This window comes from Caulobacter sp. GW822-FHT01G02 (genome assembly GCF_058802865.1).
Genome location: NZ_JBXAON010000007.1, coordinates 140,140 through 157,542 on the forward strand (window position 1 = coordinate 140,140; position 17,403 = coordinate 157,542).

Below are 17,403 nucleotides of genomic sequence, written 5' to 3' on the forward strand. Positions count from 1 at the left end.
GTCCTCCTAGGTGGCCGAGGCGTCGGCGGCCTTGTCATCCGGCTCCGGCAGCGGCTCGGGCGCGCCGGCCAGGGTGAGATCGAACACCGAACCGCCGGGTCCGGTCTCGACCAGCGCAAGATCTCCATGATGACCCTGGGCCAGCTCGCGGGCGATGGCCAGACCCAGTCCCGTGCCGCCGCGCCGCACCGAGCCGACGAAGGGTTGGAACAGGTTGGCGCGGGCGCGCTCGGGCACGCCGGGGCCGTCGTCCGACAGGCGTAGGATGCTGTGGCCGGCGTCGCGGCGCAACTCGACGAAGACCTTGCCCTTGCCGCCCCGGTCGGTCGCGCCCTCGATCGCCTCGCGGGCGTTGCGGAACAGGTTAGTGAGGATGCGGTGCAGTTGGTCCGGGTCGGCGACCACCTGTTCGCGCGGACCGATGACAGTCTCCAGGGCGACGCCCTGCGGGGTCAGGCCGGCGTCCTCGGCGGCCATGTCCAAGGCCGGACGCAGCGGGATGATCCGCGTCACCGGCTCGGGCTCCTTGGACTTGCCATAGGCCATGACATCGGAGGCCAGGGTGATGGCGCGGTCCAGGGCTCGTTCCAGGCGGGGCAGGGCCTGAGCCACCTTGGGATCGCCGAGGGCGGCCAGGCGATCGGACGCCATCTGGGCGCTGGTCAGCATGTTGCGCAGGTCGTGATTGATCTTGGCCACCGCCTCGCCGAGGGCGGCCAGACGAGCCTTGGACGCGAGCGCCGCCAGCAGGTCGACCTGCATGCGGTCCAGCTCGGCCTCGGCGCGGCCGATCTCGTCGCGGCGCTTGGACACGGCGATACGCGCCTCCGGATCGCCGGGGTCGACCCGGAAGGCTTCCATGGCGCGGGTGATCCGCTGCATCGGCCGGACCAGGAAGACATTCAGGAAGGCGTAGACGAACAGGCCAGCAAGGGCGGCGACAAAGATGGTCACGCCGGCCAGTCGCCAGAAGTACTCGACCAACGCAGCCTTCAAGGGAGCGTCGGGAACCACGACCTCGACGAACTCGGCCTTGCGGAAGCGCGGCTCGGCCATAACGCGGACCATGCTGCCCTTGGGGCTGGTCAGGGTGAAGAACGGCGCGGCCAGCCACGAACCGGGGTTCTGGCGGCGCAGGTCCACGAGATACGGCGTCTTGAAAGGCTGCTTGGGCGGCAGGACGAGGCGGCGCGCGCCCTCGGCCTGGACGGCGACGGTGACCGCCCCGGCCTGGTCGAACATCTGGTTGGCGACGGCGTCGCTGACCCGCAGGTCCGGATCCGACTCGGCGATGGTCGAGGCCAGTTCCCCGGCCCGCACGCGGTCCAGCAGCCACTGCTCCTCATAGGCCGCCAGGGTCGGCGGCAGGATCAGCAGGCCGCCGAAGGTGACGACGATGGCGGTGAACAGCAGCAGGCGCGCCGACAGGCCGCCGGGCCACGGAAATCGCTTCCGGGGCGGGGCGGGCTCAGTCTCTGACGGCGAAACCGTTTCGACCATCCGGGGCGGCTACTTCTCGTCCAAAGGCTTTGGCAGGGGCGCTGCTCCGCGCCGCTTGCGCCAATGGCGCCACAACGGCGGCAGAAAGGCCAGAACGCCCATGCCGACAATGGGAAGATAAATCCGTGGCGAGAAGAGGGTCTCCAACGTCACGGGGCCGCCCCGCGCGAAGAGATGGCCCAGTCCCGCGCCGATGCCGGCATAGACGAAAGAGCTCGGGATCATGCCCAGCACCGAGGCCAGAATGAAGGTGCGGGTCGGAATATTCATCAGCCCGGCCGCGACATTGACGATCAGCAGCGGAAAGGCCGGGATCAGGCGCAGGGTCAGCAGGTAGTTGAAGGCGTTGTGCTTGAAGCCCTCCTCAACCCGCGCCAGGAACGCGCCGGGCTTGCGGCGCAGCATGTCGCCAAACGCGGTGCGGAACACGAGATAGATGATGGTCGACCCGCCGGTGGCGCCGGTCACCGCCGCGAATCCGCCGCCTATGGGTCCGAACAGAAAGCCGCCCGTCAGCGACAGGATCAGGGCTCCCGGCAAGGAGACGGCGACGGAAGCGATGTAGATCGCCAGATAGATGGCCGCGCACAGCAGCGGTTTTTCGCGCGCGAAAGTCTGGAGTTCGGCGCCGCGAGCGCGCAGCTCCTCGAGCGAGATATGATCGGCGACGCCGCTGGCGAAGGCGGCCACGAACAGGACCACGATGACCACCAGCGGGCCAAAGCGGCGCAACAGCATTACAGCCCGGTCTCGCGTCATGCGGCGCCGACCGCGTCCTCGACGGCGGCGAAGCCATCGGCCCGCAGGCGGGCGGCGAGATCGCGCTTGATGCGGGTGACCAGGCCAGGGCCGCCATAGACGAGGGCCGAATAGAGCTGCACGGCCCGCGCGCCGGCGCGGATCTTGGCGTAGGCCCCGGCGCCGTCGGCGATCCCGCCCGTGCCGATCAGGTCAACGCGACCGGCCGCGGCGGCATGGAAGCGCTTCAGCACCTGGGTCGAGGGTTGCAGCAGCGGCGCGCCGGAAAGGCCGCCACTCTCCTTGGCATGGGCCGACTTCAGGCTGTCAGGGCGGGCGATGGTGGTGTTGCTGACGATGATCGCGTCCAGGCCCGCGTCGACCACAGCCTCGACGATGGCCTCGACCTCGCCGTCTTCCAGGTCGGGCGCGACCTTGAGGAAGATCGGGTAGTCGGCGCCCGAGGCGACCTTCATCGCCTCGCGGGTCTCGGAGATGCGGCCCAGCAGGTCCTCCAGCGCCGCCTTGGTCTGCAAGGCGCGCAAGCCCGGCGTGTTGGGCGAGGAGATGTTGGCGGTGAAGTAGTCCGACAGGCCCCACAGGCGGGTCAGGCCCGTCACGTAGTCCTCGATGCGGTCGCTGGCGTCCTTGTTGGCGCCGATGTTCGCGCCAACGATCCCGCCCCTGCCCTGGCGCTTACCGAGCCGCGCCGCGAAGGGTTCAAGGCCGCCATTGTTGAAGCCCATGCGGTTGATCACCGCTCGATCCTCGGTGAGGCGGAAGAGACGCGGGCGCGGATTGCCGGCCTGGGCCAGGGGCGTGACCGTGCCGGCCTCCACGAAGCCGAAGCCGGCGGCCAGCATGGGATCGGCGACCTCGGCGTTCTTGTCGAAGCCTGCGGCCAGACCCACGCAGTTGGGCAGTTCCAGGCCGGCGATCTTCACCGCCAGGATCGGATCGTCGGGACCGGTCTCGCGGGGGCCCAGGCCCATCCTGAGGCCGCGAATGGCCCAGCCGTGGGCGTCCTCGGGATCGAAGGCGTGCAGGGCGCGCGCGGCGAGGTCATGCAGGTTCATGCGAGGTGATCGCCCAGTCGAGGAACGCCGTCGGCGTCGAGACCAAGATCGGCCTCGGTGATCACCTCGCTGGCCAGCAGCGGGCGATAAAGATGGGGGAACAGCGCCCCGCCGCGCGAGGCTTCCCACTTCAGGTCCGCGCCCAGGCCCTCGGCCTCGACGCCCAGCAGGACCAGGTCCGGCTGATCCTTGAAATATCTGGCGGCGGTCTCCTGGGCCTGGTCGGCGGCGGAGAGGTGGATGAAACCGTCCTGGTGGTCGACGGCCGAGCCTTCGAATCGACCCACGGCCTTGGCGGCGTCCCACTCGGCGCGGGACAGGATCTTGTAGATCAGGGTCATTCGCCGCCGGCTCCGCCGTTCTCGTGCGCGTAAAGGAGGTGCTCCAGCACGGGGCCCCTGTCGGTCCAGCCGAACACCACCGTGGTCGAGGTCGGGAAACGGCCGCGCAGCTTGTTGGTCTGGATCGGCGAGGCCTCGCCTTGCTGGGCCAGACGCAGGGCCAGTTCGTGCAGGCCGGGATTGTGCCCGACCACCATGACCGTGGCCACGCTGTCGGCGTGCGCCTCGATCACCTGGACGACCTCTTCAGGATCGGCGTGATAGAGGTCGCGGAACTGCTCGACCCGCGCCTTGGGAAAGCTCGGCGCGACGCGCTCGGCCGTCTCGCGCGTGCGGCGGGCCGAGGAGACCAGAATCAGGTCAGGCGCGAGGCCGGCCCGCGCCAGCGTCTGGCCCATGACGGCCGCGTCGGCCCGGCCGCTGTCGGCCAGGGCGCGTTCGAAATCGCCGCCGCTCTGGGCGTGCCGCTCGGCCTTGCCGTGGCGCATCAGGATCAGTCGCTCCATGCGACCTCCATAGCCGTCCCTCGCCTTGTCAGGAAGCCGGTGGTTGACACCTTGTTCGCCAAGGGGTCCAAGGCAGGCCATGGCTGCGCTCGATCTGGTTACACCCGCCGGCGGGGGAACCTGGCGGTTTCCCGCGAACGAACCCCTGCGGCTCGATTCCGGCGCCATGCTCGAGGGCCTGGAGATCGGCTACCAGACCTATGGCGCGCTCAACGCCGACAAGTCCAACGCCGTCCTGATCTGCCACGCCCTGACCGGCGACCAGTACGTCGCCTCGCCGCACCCGACGACGGGCAAGCCCGGCTGGTGGTTGCGGATGATCGGTCCCGGCAAGCCGCTGGACCCGGCGCGGCACTTCATCATCTGCACGAACGTGATCGGCGGCTGCATGGGCTCGACCGGGCCGGCCTCGATCAACCCGGCCACCGGCAAGGTCTACGGGCTGGCGTTCCCGGTCATCACCATCCCCGACATGGTCCGCGCCCAGGCGATGCTGGTCAGCGCCCTGGGCATCGAGACCCTGTTCGCCGTGATCGGCGGCTCGATGGGCGGGATGCAGGCCCAGCAGTGGGCGGTGGACTATCCGGAGCGGCTGTTCAGCGCCGTGGTGCTGGCGTCCGCTTCCCGGCACTCGGCCCAGAACATCGCGTTCCACGAGGTGGGCCGCCAGGCGATCATGGCTGATCCGGACTGGCGCGGCGGCGCCTATGCCGAGCATGGCGTGCAGCCCGGCAAGGGCCTGGCGGTGGCGCGGATGGCCGCGCACATCACCTATCTGTCCGAGCCCGCCCTTCAGCGAAAGTTCGGCCGCGAGCTGAAGCGCGACGGCCTGTCCTGGGGTTTCGACGCCGACTTCCAGGTCGAGAGCTATCTGCGTCACCAGGGGGCCAGCTTCGTCGACCGGTTCGACGCCAACAGCTATCTCTACATCACCCGGGCCACCGACTATTTCGACATCGCCGCCAGCCACGGCGGGGTGCTGGCCAAGGCCTTCACCGGGGCGCGCGACGTGCGCTTCTGCGTGCTCAGCTTCACCAGCGACTGGCTCTATCCCACCGCCGAGAGCCGTCATCTGGTCCGCGCCCTGACCGCGGCCGGGGCCCGCGCCGCCTTCGCCGAGATCGAGAGCGACAAGGGCCACGACGCCTTCCTGCTGGACGAGCCGGTGATGGACGCGGCGCTGGCGGGCTTCCTGAGTTCGGCAGAGCGTGACCGGGGGCTGATTTGACCCCAAATTCCCAGAATAAAGTTCGGGAGGACTTCCGCGAGATCCTGCGCCTGGTGCGCCCCGGCTCGCGGGTGCTGGACGTCGGCTGCGGCGAAGGCGCGCTGCTGGACCTGCTGAGTCACGAAAAGCAGGTCGACGGCCGGGGGCTGGAGATCAGCGCCAGCGGCGTGGCCGCCTGCATGGCGCGCGGCCTGTCGGTGGTGCAGGGCGACGCCGACCTGGACCTCGACCACTTTCCCGACCGCTCGTTCGACTACGCGGTGCTGTCCCAGACCCTGCAGGCGACGCGCCATCCGCGCCACGTGCTGGACGAACTGCTGCGGATCGCCGACCGGGCCATCGTCTCGTTCCCGAACTTCGGCCACTGGCGGGTGCGCTGGTCGTTGCTCAGCCGAGGCCGGATGCCCGAGACCAAGGCCCTGCCGATGCCGTGGTGGTCGACGCCGAACATCCACCTCTGCACCCTGGCCGACTTCCTGGCCCTGACGGCCGAGCTCAACCTGCGCGTCGACGCCTGCGCCGCTTTCGCCGGCGCCGGTCCGGCCCGACCGATGAATCCGGCCAGCACGCTCGAGAACTGGCGGGCCGAGACCTGCCTGTTCATGCTCAGCCGCAACGGCGCGACCGCCCAAGGAAAGTCTTCCGGCAAGGAACTTCCGCCGGTCTCGGGCGATCTGTTCGACGGATGAAGACGCTTCGTCTCATGACCTACAACGTCCACCGCTGCGTGGGCACGGACCGCAAGCTCGATGTCGAGCGTGTGGCCGAGGTCATCGCGGCCGAAAAGCCCGATGTCGTCGCCCTGCAGGAACTGGACGTCCTTCGCGCCCGCACCAAGGGCGTCGACCAGGCCCATCGCCTCGCCGAGTTGCTGAAGATGAGCTTTCACTTCCACCCGGCCATGACCGTGGAGGAAGAGCTCTATGGCGACGCCATCCTGACCGCCCTGCCCGAGCGGCGGGTCAAGGCCAAGAGCCTGCCGCTCTACAAGCGCGTGCCGGGCCTGGAGCCCCGCGGCGCCCTGTGGGTGGAGGTGGATGTCGGCGGGACCAAGGTCCAGATCATCAACACCCACCTGGGCCTGATCCCACAGGAACAGAAGCGCCAGGCCGCCGCCCTGCTGGGTCCCGACTGGATGGGCGCGGACGAGTGGCTGGCCCCTGGCGTGGTGCTGGGCGACTTCAACGCCACGCCCTATTCGGCGACCTACCGGATGCTGCGAACCGCCCTGCGCGACGCCCAGGCGCCGACGCCAAGCTGGCCGCGACCGGCCACGGCGACCTTCCCGTCCAGCTTCCCGTTCATGCGCATCGACCATGTCTTCCTGACCAAGGGCCTGGAGACGCGCGGGGTCAATTCGCCGTTCAGCCCGTTGGCCCGCGTGGCCTCCGACCACCTGCCGCTGGTGGTCGAGCTGGAGGTCACGGCTTAAGCCGCTCTGGAGGCTCGGGCGGCGGCTGAGTAAGCCGGGCGATGTCGCGCCGCAGACGCGTCCGGCGGCCCCAGGGTCGCCAGGCGTCGTCGGGCGCGATGGCGTCGCCCAGGCTCCAGTCGGCGATGAACTTCTGAACGCCGCTCAGGTGGCGCGCCGGCACGGGCCGCAGCCGGCGCGGCGGGCCGCCCTTGACGTCCAGCGCATTGATCGCCGCGCCCAGGCCGCCTTCGCGATCCATGGCCTCCAGGACGTCGGCGGCCGAACGATCGATGAAGTGACCGACCAGACGGCCCAGGAAGGCGCGGACCGTCTCGCGCTCCAACTCGCTCCTGGCCTCGAAGGCCAGGTCGCACTCGCTGTCGAGCCCGATCGAACGGTTGTTGAGGTTGGCGCTGCCGATCCGCAGCATCCAGTCGTCCATGATCGCCACCTTGGAGTGGACGATGATCGGCGCACCCTTGGGGGTGTGGGCCGAGAAGGCCGAGAAACGCCCATGGACGTCGACCTCGCGCAGGCGGTTGATGGCCGAGGTCCGCGCGCTGTCCATGGTCATCTGGTCGAAATAGCTGGGGCTGCGCGCCGGTCCGACCGTGACCACCTCGGGACCATCGGGCTCGGCGAGGCGCTCGGCCAGGGCTTCGACGATGATCGGCGAGGTCAGGTACTGGTTCTCCAGATAGATCAGCCGCTTCGCGCGCCGGATCGCCGAGAGGTGCAGCATAAGGCACTCGATGATCTCCGGGCGGCCTTGCCACGCGGCCGAGGTGCGGGCCACGGCGACCGGCAGACGGCGCAGATCGGGCGGCAGATCCTCGGGCCAGGGCGTCTCGTCGGGGCGGTCCGGGCGCTCGACCGGATCGCCGCCCGAGGCCTTCCAGCGGTCGACGAACAGGTCGGCCATCGCCTCGCCCGCCCGGCCATCGACCAGGATCGAGACCTCGTGGCGGGCGGGATAGTGACGGCCGGTCGGCAGGCGACGCAGCGGATTGTTGTCCAGGTGCAGGGTGTCGTCCCAGCGGTCGACGCCGATGTCGCCGCCGCTGACGAGAGCGGTCACGCCGTCGATGATCACCGCCTTCTGGTGATGGCAGGCGCTGGCCGGCAGAGTGGCGTCCAGCCGGTACTTGACGCGGGAGCCCGCGAAGAAGGCCGCGCCGCGATGCGGACCGAACAGCTGCGAGGCGGCGATCGGAAGCGGCATGTCCCAGGTCAGCACCCGAACGTCGAGCGCGGGATTGAGCGCCGCCTGTCGCCGCAGGATCAGGCCGATGCGGTCGGCGTGGCTGGGATCACGGCTTTTCCTGACGCGGTCGGGGTCCAGGCGCGTCAGGGGATCGAACACCCAGGCCAGGATCCAGATCGACTTCCTAGCCGACAGGATCAACGGCTTCAGCGCGTCGAACGCCTCGTCGTTGTCGATGAACAGGGCCACGCGATCGGCGGGCTCGACCCGCCAGCAGTTGTATCCCGGTTGGAAGACGGAAGGTTCCGGATCCATGTCGCCCCAAATCGCCGTGAACCACGACAACGCGCAGGGCGGCTCATGGCTCCGCTTGTCTTACCCCGCGATGGCCGCCGCGTCGCGTTCGCCGGTGCGGATGCGCAGGGCTTGTTCCAGGTCCATGACGAAGACCTTGCCGTCGCCGATCTTGCCGGTGTTGGCGGTGCGCTGCAGAGCCTCGATGACGGGCTCGAGCACGTCGGTGGGCACGGCGATCTCCAGCTTTACCTTCGGCAGCAGCTTCACCTCGTATTCGGCGCCGCGATAGACCTCGGTCTTGCCCTTCTGGCGGCCGTAGCCGCGCACCTCGGTGACGGTCAAACCCGACGCGCCCGCCTCGGTGACCGCTTCAAGCACCGCATCCAGGCGGCTCGGCTTAATCACGGCGACGATCATCTTCATGGCGGTGTTCCCGGGAGCGAACGGTTGTCAGGACCACAAGCTAGGCGTCCGCGCGCTTCGCTCCAAGTGAGATCAGACGTCCCGACCGTTCGGCGCCTGAGGAACGGGCGCCTGATGAACGGGAACGGACCGGCCACCTTCGTGCCGCGCGGGGGTCGGCCCGGCCGGACTGGGCAGCAGGACGCCGGGCGCGAACACCCGCGCGCGAGCGCGATGGCCGCGCGGCTTGACCGCGAAGGTCTGCTTGATGGCCTCCATCAGGATCACCCCGGCGAAGCGCGGCCACAGGCGCGCGCCAACCTGTTCGAAGCCCTCGGCCCACGACGCCATGGCCCCGACCGGAGGCACATAGAGCGCCCGCGTCCAGCCGGCCGGCTCCAGGTCTGCCTCTCGAATCAGCGATTCCAGCTGGCCGCGGCTGTAGGGGCGGCCGTGGCCGAACGGCGTGGTCTCGGCTCCCGTCCAGACGCCGTCGCGCGACGACACCGCCACGATAAGCCGTCCCGTCGGGGCCATCACCCGGCCAATCTCGGCCAGCAGGGCGGCCGGGTCGTCGGCCTCTTCCAGGGCGTGGACGGCAAGAACGCGGTCGAACATGGCGTTGGGCAGCGGCAAGGCTGTCTCTTCGACCAGGCAGGCCTGGTTGCGGCCGCCATGCGGCCAGACCTCGACGCCCTGCTGGGCCGGCATGGCGGCCACAACCCGACGGGCGTTGCTCCGGGCGGCGTCCAGAAAGGGAGTGGCGTAGCCGACGCCCAGCACGTCGAGGTCCCGCGTATTACCCCATGCCTCTTCCACCTTGCGGGTCAGCATGGTCCGCGCCGCGCGGCCCAGCGGGGCGGCGTAGAAGGCTCTCAGATCCAGCACGTCGCGGCGCATTGAGTCTCCCGAGCGTCGAGGCCATCCTTGTAGGCGCGCCCGCGTCGGCGCGATAGAGCAAGCCCTCTCATGTCCCTGACCGTCCACCAGTTCCCGTGTCTGTCCGACAACTACGGCTTCCTCGTGCGCGACGAGACCAGCGGCAAGGTCGCGACCATCGACACGCCGGACGCCGACGCCATCCTCGCCGAGCTCGACACGCTGGGCTGGAGCCTCGACTTGATTCTCAACACCCACTGGCACCCAGATCATGCCGGCGGCAACGCGGCGCTGAAGAAGGCCACGGGCGCTACCATCACCGGCCCGGCCGAAGTGACCCGCATCGCGCCGCTGGACCGCGTGGTGCGCGGTGGTGACATCGTCCTGCTGGGCGAGACCCGGTTCGAGGTCATCGACTCCGGCGGCCACACCCTGGGCCACATCGCCTACCACGACGCCGCCGACGGCATCGCCTTCGTCGGCGACACCCTGTTCGCCCTAGGCTGCGGCCGCCTGTTCGAGGGTACGCCCGAGCAGATGTGGGAGTCGCTCTCCCGCATCACCGCCCTGCCCGACGACACCGTCGTCTACTGCGCTCACGAATACACCGCCGCGAACGCCCGCTTCGCCCTGTCGGTCGACGACGACCCCGCCCTCAAGGCCCGCGCCGACGCGGTGTTCGCGGCCCGCGAGCGCGGCGAACCGACCGTGCCCACCACCATCGGCGCCGAGAAGGCGACCAATCCCTTCCTGCGCGCGCCGCGGCTGCGGCCGGCCGCCTCCACCCCCGCCCAGGCCTTCGCCGAGATCCGGGCCGCCAAGGACAGCTTCAAGGGATGAGTGACAGCGTGATCGACTCCAACAAGACCGTACGGGGCGTCTCCGGCGACCTGGGCGCCAAGGAAATCATCCGCGTGCTGGACATGCAGCCCCATCCCGAGGGCGGCTGGTACAAGCGGACCTTCGAAGACGAGCCCGGTCCCGACGGCCGCGCCCATTCCACCTGCATCTACTACCTGCTGGAGGCCGAGCAGATGTCGGCCTGGCACCGCGTCGACGCCGTCGAGACCTGGCACTGGTACGCCGGCGCGCCGATCTCGATCACCCTGTCGCCGCCCGACGGCCGAGGCGCCACGGCCTATGTCCTGGGTCCGGACCTGCGCGCCGGCTGCCGGCCGCAGGTGGTCGTGCCGACGCTGTGGTGGCAGACCGCGGTCAGCCTGGGCGCCTGGACTCTGGTCGGCTGCACCGTCGCGCCGGGCTTCCGCTTCGAGGGCTTCGAACTGGCCGCGCCCGATTGGAGCCCCTCGAAAACCTAAGCCCTCCATACCTGCGTCAACCGGTCGCGGGTGCTCAGATAGGGTACCCATAGTGGGCAACTTGGTCGCATGGCGTCGTTCATCGAGCCATGCAATCCTTTTCACGTCGCGCCGAAACGACGACCCTGGGGAACCGAGTAACCTATGTCCGATGAGTACATCAACGCTCGCGCGGCCAGCCGCTACGCGACGGACTACATTCTACGCTGGGTCGAGATCGCCAACGAAGTCCATGGTTCGGACCTCCTGTACGCCCTCGTTTTCACTACCCTTTGGGCCGGCAACTGCTCGCATATCCGCGGCGGCCTCTACGCCGAGGTCGACGAAGTTCCGCCGGACCATGAGCGCCGCCCGCTGACCGTGCGCCAAGTCGCCGACTCGCTGGCCCTGCCTTACGAAACCGTTCGCCGCCGTTTCGTCGAGATGCTGGAGAAGGGCATGGCCCAGCGCGTCGGCCGCGAAGGTTTCATCGTCCCGCAGTCGGCCCTGTCCAAGCCCGAGGTTCTGCAAGGCCTGAAGCGTTCGCACCAGAGCCTGGCCCGTTTCCTCAAGGAATTGAAGTCGATCGGCGTCGAAGCGACGTAAGTCACCGTCGGCGCTGCTAGACGCTGGAGCCGCGCACCACCAGCTCGACCGGCGACAGGATCCCGGGCGCATCCTCGCCGGCCATGCGGCGGAACAGCAGGTCGACCATCGCCCGGGCCCCGAACGCCAGGTCCTGGCGGATCGTGGTCAAGGGCGGAGTGCTGTAACGGGCCAGGACGATGTCGTCGAAGCCGACCACCGCCACCTCGCCCGGCACGCTCTTGCCGGCCTCGGTCAGGGCGCCGATCGCCGCCAGGGCGATGATGTCCGAGAAGGCGAAGGCGGCGTCGAACGACACACCGGTCGCCAAGAAGGCCGTGATCGCTTCCTGAGCCTCTTCCATGGCGCAGGGCGCTGGCACGACCAGACTCGCGTCGAAAGGAAGGCTCGCCTCGGCCAAGCCCATCTTGTAGCCCTCGAAGCGCTGGGCGGCCTCGGGCGCCTCAACCGCACCGAGGAAGGCGATGCGCTTGCGGCCGGCGCCGGCCAGGTGCGCCACGGCCAGTCGACCGCCCTGGACGTTGTCGCTGCCCACCGCGCAATAGCGCTGGCCCGGCAGCGGGGCGCCCCAGACCACCATCGGCTTGTAGGTGTCGGCGACGGCGTTCAGCGCCTCGTGCTGGACTCTCTGGCCGATCAGAACCAGACCATCGGCGCGGTGCGACTGGATGATACGGTCCAGCCAGCCCGGCTCGGTCACGATCACCTTGTTGAGCAGAACGGAGTAGTTGCGGCGCGTTATCTCGTCGGCCAGTCGCCCGACCATCTCCAGTAAGAACGGGTCGGAGATCAGCTGCCCCGCCTCGTGGGCCAGCGGAATGATGACGCCGATGGTGTCGGTCTTGCGCAGGCGCAGGGACCGCGCCGACTGGTTGACGACATAGCCGTGGGTCTGGGCGATCTCGACGATCTGGTCGCGCAGCGTCTTGGGGATCAGCGGATTGCCCGCCAGCGCGCGCGACACCGTCGAGATCGACACGCCCGCCATGCGGGCGATGTCGGCCATCTTCAGCCGCCCACGCTCAGGAACCTCGGCGAGCTCGGAGCTATCCATGACCAGACAATAGAACCTTGCGGATGCACGAAAAGCCTCGCTGGCGTCGCACCACGCGGGGTTGATCCCATGCGGCGGCGCCATCGTGGCCGTGTGTCATCAAGCTAGACCATTCGGGTAAACGGTCGCTGAGGAGTTATGGTTACGCTTGGAGAACGGCGTTCGCCAGAATTCAGTACGCCGCGACGGATCAGCGGTTCATGACCTTGATGATCCGCTTGGACGAGGGCCGGCCGGCCAGGCCCTGATCCGGCGAATAGGTGATGGTCAGGGCCCCGTCCTTCAGCGCCGCGGACGGCTTGCGGCCCTCGGCCAGCAGGACACGGAAGACCTTGGCGATGATCGAGCGGTCGCCCTTGCGAGCCATCCGCTCGAAAGCCTCGGCCACGACCGTGGCGGAGTCGGCGGCCAGGACGGAGGTCTCGGGCCGCACATCCTCGACGGTCGAGAACTCGATATCGCGTTGGGCCGCGCGGCTGGCGCGGGCCGTGGCGATGCGGACGCGCTGGACGAACACGCTGAACGACATGATCGCCGGCGGCTGGATCGACGAGGCGCGGCCCGACAGGGCGGCGGCCGCGCCCATCGGGGCGTCGTCGGTGAACAGGATCATGCCGCCCAGCTTGGTCACCCGCAGTACGGGTTCGCCCAGGTCGTTTCGGTAGATGACATCGCCGCGCGAGGCCGGCTGGGCCGACAGCACCCAGACCTCGGCGCTGTTGTCGAACTTCATCAGCGGCTGGGGCGCGGCCTGGTCGAAGATGAAGGCGCCGCCGCTTTCGGAGACATAGCGCCCTACCGGCGGAGCGGCGACGCGGCGGGCCTCGGCCGGTCCCTTATGACCAAGCAAGGCGTCCCGCAGCGAGTGCGGCAGCTGCTGGGCGTTCGCGGACGCCGTCATGACCATCAGAGCCGCGATCGCCAGGGGCACACGGGCCCCGAGGTCAGCCAACTCCGCCTTACAGAATTTCATGCGATCCGTACTGCCCGCCGACTGGGGCGAATCTTGGACGCGTTAACGCCCATTCCCCGAAGCCGGCGGCATGAGGCCCAACCGCAACAGTCGGCGTCAAGCCTTGGGCTTCAGGGAACCAGGATCAGGCCCGCATCAGGCCATGTACTGGCCACCGTTGAGGCTGAGCGTGGCGCCTGTGACGAAGCCTGCGCGTTCACCCGACAGGAACGAGACCATGTCGGCGATCTCCTCGCCCTTGCCCAGGCGACCGACGGGGATGCCGGCGATGATCTGGGCCAGAACGTTCTCCGGCACCGCCGCCACCATCTCTGTGTCGATGTAGCCGGGGCAGATCACGTTGACCGTCACGCCCTTCTTGGCGTTCTCGAGCGCGAGCGCCTTGGTGAAGCCGATCAGGCCGGCCTTGGCGGCTGAATAGTTGGTCTGGCCCATCTGGCCCTTCTGGCCGTTGATCGAGCTGATGTTGACGATGCGACCCCAGCCGCGGTCGCGCATGCCCTCGATCACCGGGCGGGTCATGTTGAAGGCCGAGTCCATGTTGACCCGGATCACTTCGGACCACTGCTCGTAGGTCATCTTGTGCAGCATGCCGTCACGGGTGATGCCGGCGTTGTTGACCAGGATGTCGATGGGGCCAAGCTCGGCCTCGACCGTCTTCACGGCGGCGGCGCAGTCGTCGAACGAACCGACATTGCCCTTCACCACCATGACGCCCAGCGCCTTGGCGCAGGCCGCGGCCGCTTCCTCGTTGCCGGAATAGCCCGCCGCCACCTTGTGTCCGTCGGCGATCAATCGCTCGCAGATCGCCCGGCCGATCCCGCGGGTGCCGCCGGTCACGAAAGCCACTCTCGTCATCTGATCTCTCCCGAACGCTGTTTTCTTATGGTTCGCGTGATCCGCGCGCCTCAGCAAGAGGAAGCGCGCGGATCACGCCTAAGGATGCGCGACGTTATTGAGGCAGCCGACTTTCTTGAGGCCTGGGCGCTCCGGACCTAGACGGCCTCGACACACATGGCCACGCCCATGCCGCCGCCGATGCAGAGGGTGGCCAGGCCCTTCTTGGCGCCCGAGCGCTTCATCTCGTGCAGCAGGGTGGTCAGGATCCGCGCGCCCGAGGCGCCGATCGGGTGGCCGATGGCGATGGCGCCGCCGTTGACATTGACCTTGGCCGGGTCGAGGCCCAGTTCGCGGACCACGCACAGCGACTGGGCGGCGAAGGCTTCGTTGCTCTCGACCAGGTCGAGGTCGGCGACGGTCCAGCCAGCCTTTTCCAGCGCCTTTTTCGAGGCCGGGATCGGACCCGTGCCCATGATCTCCGGCTCGACGCCGGCATTGGCCCATGAGGCGATGCGGGCCAGCGGCTTGAGGCCGCGCTTGGCGGCTTCGTCGGCGGTCATCAACACCAGGGCGGCGGCGCCGTCATTGAGACCCGAGGCGTTGGCGGCGGTGACCGAGCCTTCCTTGTTGAACACGGGCTTGAGGCCCTGGACGCTTTCCAGCGTCGCGCCATGGCGGATGAACTCGTCCTTGTCGACGATCGTGTCGCCCTTGCGGCCCTTGATGGTGACCGGAACGATCTCGGCGTCGAACTTGCCGGCCTTCTGGGCGGCCTCGGCCTTGTTCTGGCTGGCGACCGCGAAGACGTCCTGGTCCTGGCGGGTGATTTGCCAGCGGTTGGCGATGTTCTCGGCCGTCTGGCCCATGTGGTAGCCGTGGAAGGCGTCCCACAGACCGTCCTTGATCATGGTGTCGACGAAGGTCAGGTCACCCATCTTCTGGCCGCCGCGCAGGTTCTGGGCGTGCGGCGCCTGGCTCATGCTCTCCTGGCCGCCGGCCACGACGATCTTGGCGTCGCCGGCGGCGATCTGCTGGGCCGCCAGGGCCACGGCCCGCAGGCCCGAGCCGCACAGCTGGTTCAGGCTCCAGGCCGGGCTCTCGACCGGGATGCCGGCATTGACCGAGGCCTGGCGAGCGGGGCCCTGGCCGGCGGCGGCCTGCAGCACCTGGCCCAGGATAACCTCGTCGACATCGGCGGGGGCGATGCCGGCGCGCTCGACGGCGGCCTGGATCGCGATCTTGCCCAGGTCCGAAGCGGGCAGGCTGGACAGCGCCCCGTTGAACGAACCGACCGGCGTGCGCGCGGCGGAGACAATGACGATGTCGCTCATGGATAGGCTCCCGTGACGTTCTGACGTGACGCCTTCGCGGTTGCGGCGCCCGTGCTTTTGCGATGCAGCATCCAACATGCACATCGCGACGGCGTTCGTCACGGCTACATTTTCACGGCTTGGCGACAGCTCCAAGTCATCTGACCACTGGCGCCTCGCCTTTGCATTAGCGATAGTGCGGTGCGAGAAGCGGCCCAACCGCTACCTTAGGGAACGAAATGTCCGAGAACCCTGAAAAAGGCGAAACGGCCGCGAACAGCGAAAAGGCGGGCGCCGAGAAGGCGGCCGGCCAGCGCGTCATCATCAAGAAGTACGCCAACCGCCGCCTCTACAACACGGCCTCGTCGTCCTACGTGACCCTCGAACACCTGTCGGACATGGTGAAGGAGGGCGTCGACTTCGTGGTCTATGACGCCAAGACCAACGACGACATCACCCGCTCGGTCCTGACCCAGATCATCTTCGAGGAAGAGAATCGCGGCGGCGGCCAGAATCTGCTGCCCATCCAGTTCCTGCGCCAGTTGATCGGCTTCTACGGCAATTCGATGCAGGCCTTCCTGCCGTCGTACCTGGAAATGTCGCTGGAGAGCTTCTCCAAGCAGCAGGAGCGCATGCGCGGACAGTTCGCGGGCCTGGCGCCCGGCAAGATCCCCGGCATGGGCGTCTATGAAGAGCAGATCCGCCAGAACATGGCTCTGTTCGACCGGGCCATGAAGATGTTCTCGCCGTTCGCCTATGTGCGCCCGGAAGACGGCGGCGCGGCGCCCGCCGAGCCTCAGCCTTCGCCTGCGCCCACCCCCGCCGGCGACGACTCCCTGGCCGACCTGAAGCGCCAGATGGAGGCGATGCAGGAGCAGTTGGCCAAGCTGGCGAACAAGTCCTAACCCACGCCTTAACCAAGACGCTCCAGCGGTTCTTAACCGTCCGGCTTCTAGGCTCTTCACCATGAGCGGCCCGATCGATCCCCTTCGACGCCCTGGTCCCGCGCGCCGCGCCCTGCCGGCGCCGCGCGATGGCGAGCGTCATGAGACCGAAGAAGAGGTTGTATTCGTCGTGGAGGAAGACGCCCCCCCACCGCGTCAGGACACCCCGCCGCGCCGGGGAGGCTTCGCCGCCTTCGCCGCGCATGTCATGGGTCAGCCTGGACAGAAACGCGGCCTGCGCGGTGGGCAGGAAGTGCTGGATACGGCCAGATCGACCTATCTCGGGACGGAATATTCCGGGCCGGCCGATCGCCGTCCCCCAACGGGCCTGCTGAAGAAGACCAAGATCTAACCCTTCAGGCGGGCCAGCTCGGCCTCGAGCGCGGCGACCCGCGCCTCCAACGCCGCCAGACGCTGGGCGTCGCTGACCGGCGGTGGACGCATCCCGGCGCGCGACGCGGCCTCGGCCGGCGTGACGCCCAAAAGCTCGGCGAAGACAGAGACTTCCTGCATCGATAGCTCGCGCTGGTCCTTGAACGCCAGGGCGAGGTCGGCCTCGCTCAGACCAGCGGCGGCGGCCAGGATCGTGCGGCTCAGACCGCGCTCGGCGAGGCGTTCGTCGTACCAGGCGGCGTCGAAGAAGAGCGCCATCAGCGGGAACCGAAGGGTTGGCGCCAGTCTTGCTTAATCGTTGGTGAATTCATCGCCCACGGGTCTTCAAATGCTGTCCGTCGCCATCCGCATCTTCGACGTCGCCGTCGTGGCCCTGATCTTCACGGCCCTGACCTAGGAT

At 68.5% G+C, this 17,403-nt stretch carries 22 protein-coding genes; 9 read left to right on the forward strand and 13 right to left on the reverse strand.

Translation table 11 applies throughout. The features are described 5' to 3' along the window. Positions 1-6 precede the first annotated feature (6 nt). Genes AC1RNC_RS20165 through AC1RNC_RS20185 form a run of 5 tightly spaced genes read right to left on the reverse strand, consistent with a single transcriptional unit; the run spans position 7 to position 4,161 of the window. Positions 7-1,500 (reverse strand): sensor histidine kinase, encoded by a 1,494-nt coding sequence (locus AC1RNC_RS20165; protein WP_492888067.1) that lies wholly within the window; start codon positions 1,498-1,500, stop codon positions 7-9. A gap of 9 nt (positions 1,501-1,509) precedes the next feature. After that, positions 1,510-2,259 (reverse strand): TVP38/TMEM64 family protein, encoded by a 750-nt coding sequence (locus AC1RNC_RS20170; protein ID WP_492888068.1) that lies wholly within the window; start codon positions 2,257-2,259, stop codon positions 1,510-1,512. Continuing rightward, complete coding sequence (locus tag AC1RNC_RS20175; RefSeq protein ID WP_492888069.1) at positions 2,256-3,314, reverse strand: quinone-dependent dihydroorotate dehydrogenase; 1,059 nt, start codon at positions 3,312-3,314, stop codon at positions 2,256-2,258. Before AC1RNC_RS20175 ends, AC1RNC_RS20170 begins: the two co-directional genes overlap by 4 nt. Further along, positions 3,311-3,655 (reverse strand): DUF952 domain-containing protein, encoded by a 345-nt coding sequence (locus AC1RNC_RS20180; protein ID WP_492837334.1) that lies wholly within the window; start codon positions 3,653-3,655, stop codon positions 3,311-3,313. Before AC1RNC_RS20180 ends, AC1RNC_RS20175 begins: the two co-directional genes overlap by 4 nt. Next, positions 3,652-4,161, reverse strand: coding sequence for a SixA phosphatase family protein (locus AC1RNC_RS20185; protein WP_492888070.1), 510 nt, complete (start codon positions 4,159-4,161; stop codon positions 3,652-3,654). Before AC1RNC_RS20185 ends, AC1RNC_RS20180 begins: the two co-directional genes overlap by 4 nt. A gap of 79 nt (positions 4,162-4,240) precedes the next feature. On the opposite strand from AC1RNC_RS20185, the gene metX reads away from it, so the two are divergent. The 3 genes from metX to AC1RNC_RS20200 are packed head-to-tail and all read left to right on the forward strand — an operon-like array spanning position 4,241 to position 6,821. Beyond that, entirely contained in the window at positions 4,241-5,389 is a 1,149-nt protein-coding gene (metX, locus tag AC1RNC_RS20190; protein ID WP_492837336.1) for a homoserine O-acetyltransferase MetX, read from the forward strand. Continuing rightward, a complete protein-coding gene (gene metW, locus AC1RNC_RS20195) occupies positions 5,386-6,078 on the forward strand; it encodes a methionine biosynthesis protein MetW (RefSeq protein ID WP_492888071.1) in 693 nt (230 codons plus the stop codon). The genes metX and metW overlap by 4 nt, the downstream gene beginning before the upstream one ends. Beyond that, positions 6,075-6,821 (forward strand): endonuclease/exonuclease/phosphatase family protein, encoded by a 747-nt coding sequence (locus tag AC1RNC_RS20200; protein WP_492888072.1) that lies wholly within the window; start codon positions 6,075-6,077, stop codon positions 6,819-6,821. The genes metW and AC1RNC_RS20200 overlap by 4 nt, the downstream gene beginning before the upstream one ends. Here AC1RNC_RS20200 and AC1RNC_RS20205 read toward each other — a convergent pair. The 3 genes from AC1RNC_RS20205 to AC1RNC_RS20215 all read right to left on the reverse strand — a co-directional run bounded on the left by AC1RNC_RS20205 (position 6,811) and on the right by AC1RNC_RS20215 (position 9,606). Continuing rightward, a complete protein-coding gene (locus AC1RNC_RS20205; RefSeq protein WP_492888073.1) occupies positions 6,811-8,322 on the reverse strand; it encodes a phospholipase D-like domain-containing protein in 1,512 nt (503 codons plus the stop codon). The genes AC1RNC_RS20200 and AC1RNC_RS20205 overlap by 11 nt on opposite strands. Positions 8,323-8,382: 60 nt before the next feature. Then, entirely contained in the window at positions 8,383-8,727 is a 345-nt protein-coding gene (locus AC1RNC_RS20210; protein ID WP_010918409.1) for a P-II family nitrogen regulator, read from the reverse strand. 72 nt (positions 8,728-8,799) lie between these two features. Then, positions 8,800-9,606, reverse strand: a complete 807-nt coding sequence (locus AC1RNC_RS20215) for a class I SAM-dependent methyltransferase (RefSeq protein WP_492888074.1) — start codon at positions 9,604-9,606, stop codon at positions 8,800-8,802. Positions 9,607-9,675: 69 nt separating this feature from the next. Between AC1RNC_RS20215 and gloB the strand changes: the two genes are divergently transcribed. The 3 genes from gloB (at position 9,676) to AC1RNC_RS20230 (ending at position 11,489) form a co-directional block, all read left to right on the forward strand. After that, positions 9,676-10,425 (forward strand): hydroxyacylglutathione hydrolase, encoded by a 750-nt coding sequence (gene gloB / locus AC1RNC_RS20220; protein WP_492888075.1) that lies wholly within the window; start codon positions 9,676-9,678, stop codon positions 10,423-10,425. Beyond that, positions 10,422-10,904: a cupin domain-containing protein gene (locus tag AC1RNC_RS20225; protein ID WP_492888076.1), complete on the forward strand. Its 483-nt coding sequence runs from the start codon at positions 10,422-10,424 to the stop codon at positions 10,902-10,904. Before gloB ends, AC1RNC_RS20225 begins: the two co-directional genes overlap by 4 nt. A gap of 144 nt (positions 10,905-11,048) precedes the next feature. Continuing rightward, positions 11,049-11,489 carry a hypothetical protein gene (locus AC1RNC_RS20230; RefSeq protein ID WP_492837344.1) on the forward strand — a complete coding sequence of 147 codons (441 nt, stop codon included), beginning with the start codon at positions 11,049-11,051 and terminating at the stop codon, positions 11,487-11,489. 16 nt (positions 11,490-11,505) lie between these two features. Here AC1RNC_RS20230 and AC1RNC_RS20235 read toward each other — a convergent pair whose 3' ends face one another. The 4 genes from AC1RNC_RS20235 to AC1RNC_RS20250 form a co-directional block, all read right to left on the reverse strand. Next, entirely contained in the window at positions 11,506-12,495 is a 990-nt protein-coding gene (locus tag AC1RNC_RS20235) for a LacI family DNA-binding transcriptional regulator (protein WP_492888264.1), read from the reverse strand. A gap of 238 nt (positions 12,496-12,733) precedes the next feature. Beyond that, on the reverse strand, positions 12,734-13,516 hold the full coding sequence (locus tag AC1RNC_RS20240) for a DUF4908 domain-containing protein (RefSeq protein ID WP_492888077.1): 783 nt from the start codon (positions 13,514-13,516) through the stop codon (positions 12,734-12,736). 135 nt (positions 13,517-13,651) lie between these two features. Beyond that, positions 13,652-14,374: a beta-ketoacyl-ACP reductase gene (locus tag AC1RNC_RS20245; protein ID WP_492888078.1), complete on the reverse strand. Its 723-nt coding sequence runs from the start codon at positions 14,372-14,374 to the stop codon at positions 13,652-13,654. Positions 14,375-14,511: 137 nt separating this feature from the next. After that, positions 14,512-15,687, reverse strand: a complete 1,176-nt coding sequence (locus tag AC1RNC_RS20250) for an acetyl-CoA C-acetyltransferase (protein WP_492837347.1) — start codon at positions 15,685-15,687, stop codon at positions 14,512-14,514. 218 nt (positions 15,688-15,905) lie between these two features. Here AC1RNC_RS20250 and phaR point away from each other — a divergent pair, with 218 nt between their 5' ends. Both phaR and AC1RNC_RS20260 read left to right on the forward strand, forming a co-directional pair. Next, positions 15,906-16,571 carry a polyhydroxyalkanoate synthesis repressor PhaR gene (phaR, locus tag AC1RNC_RS20255; RefSeq protein ID WP_492888079.1) on the forward strand — a complete coding sequence of 222 codons (666 nt, stop codon included), beginning with the start codon at positions 15,906-15,908 and terminating at the stop codon, positions 16,569-16,571. A gap of 61 nt (positions 16,572-16,632) precedes the next feature. Then, the gene (locus AC1RNC_RS20260; protein ID WP_492837349.1) at positions 16,633-16,962 is read left to right on the forward strand and encodes a hypothetical protein; all 330 of its coding nucleotides are present in this window, start codon (positions 16,633-16,635) and stop codon (positions 16,960-16,962) included. On the opposite strand, the gene AC1RNC_RS20265 is transcribed toward AC1RNC_RS20260, so the two are convergent. Continuing rightward, the gene (locus AC1RNC_RS20265; RefSeq protein ID WP_492888080.1) at positions 16,959-17,261 is read right to left on the reverse strand and encodes a helix-turn-helix domain-containing protein; all 303 of its coding nucleotides are present in this window, start codon (positions 17,259-17,261) and stop codon (positions 16,959-16,961) included. The genes AC1RNC_RS20260 and AC1RNC_RS20265 overlap by 4 nt on opposite strands. A gap of 73 nt (positions 17,262-17,334) precedes the next feature. Between AC1RNC_RS20265 and AC1RNC_RS20270 the strand changes: the two genes are divergently transcribed. After that, positions 17,335-17,400, forward strand: coding sequence for a hypothetical protein (locus AC1RNC_RS20270; protein WP_125155815.1), 66 nt, complete (start codon positions 17,335-17,337; stop codon positions 17,398-17,400). The last annotated feature ends 3 nt before the right edge of the window (positions 17,401-17,403 follow it).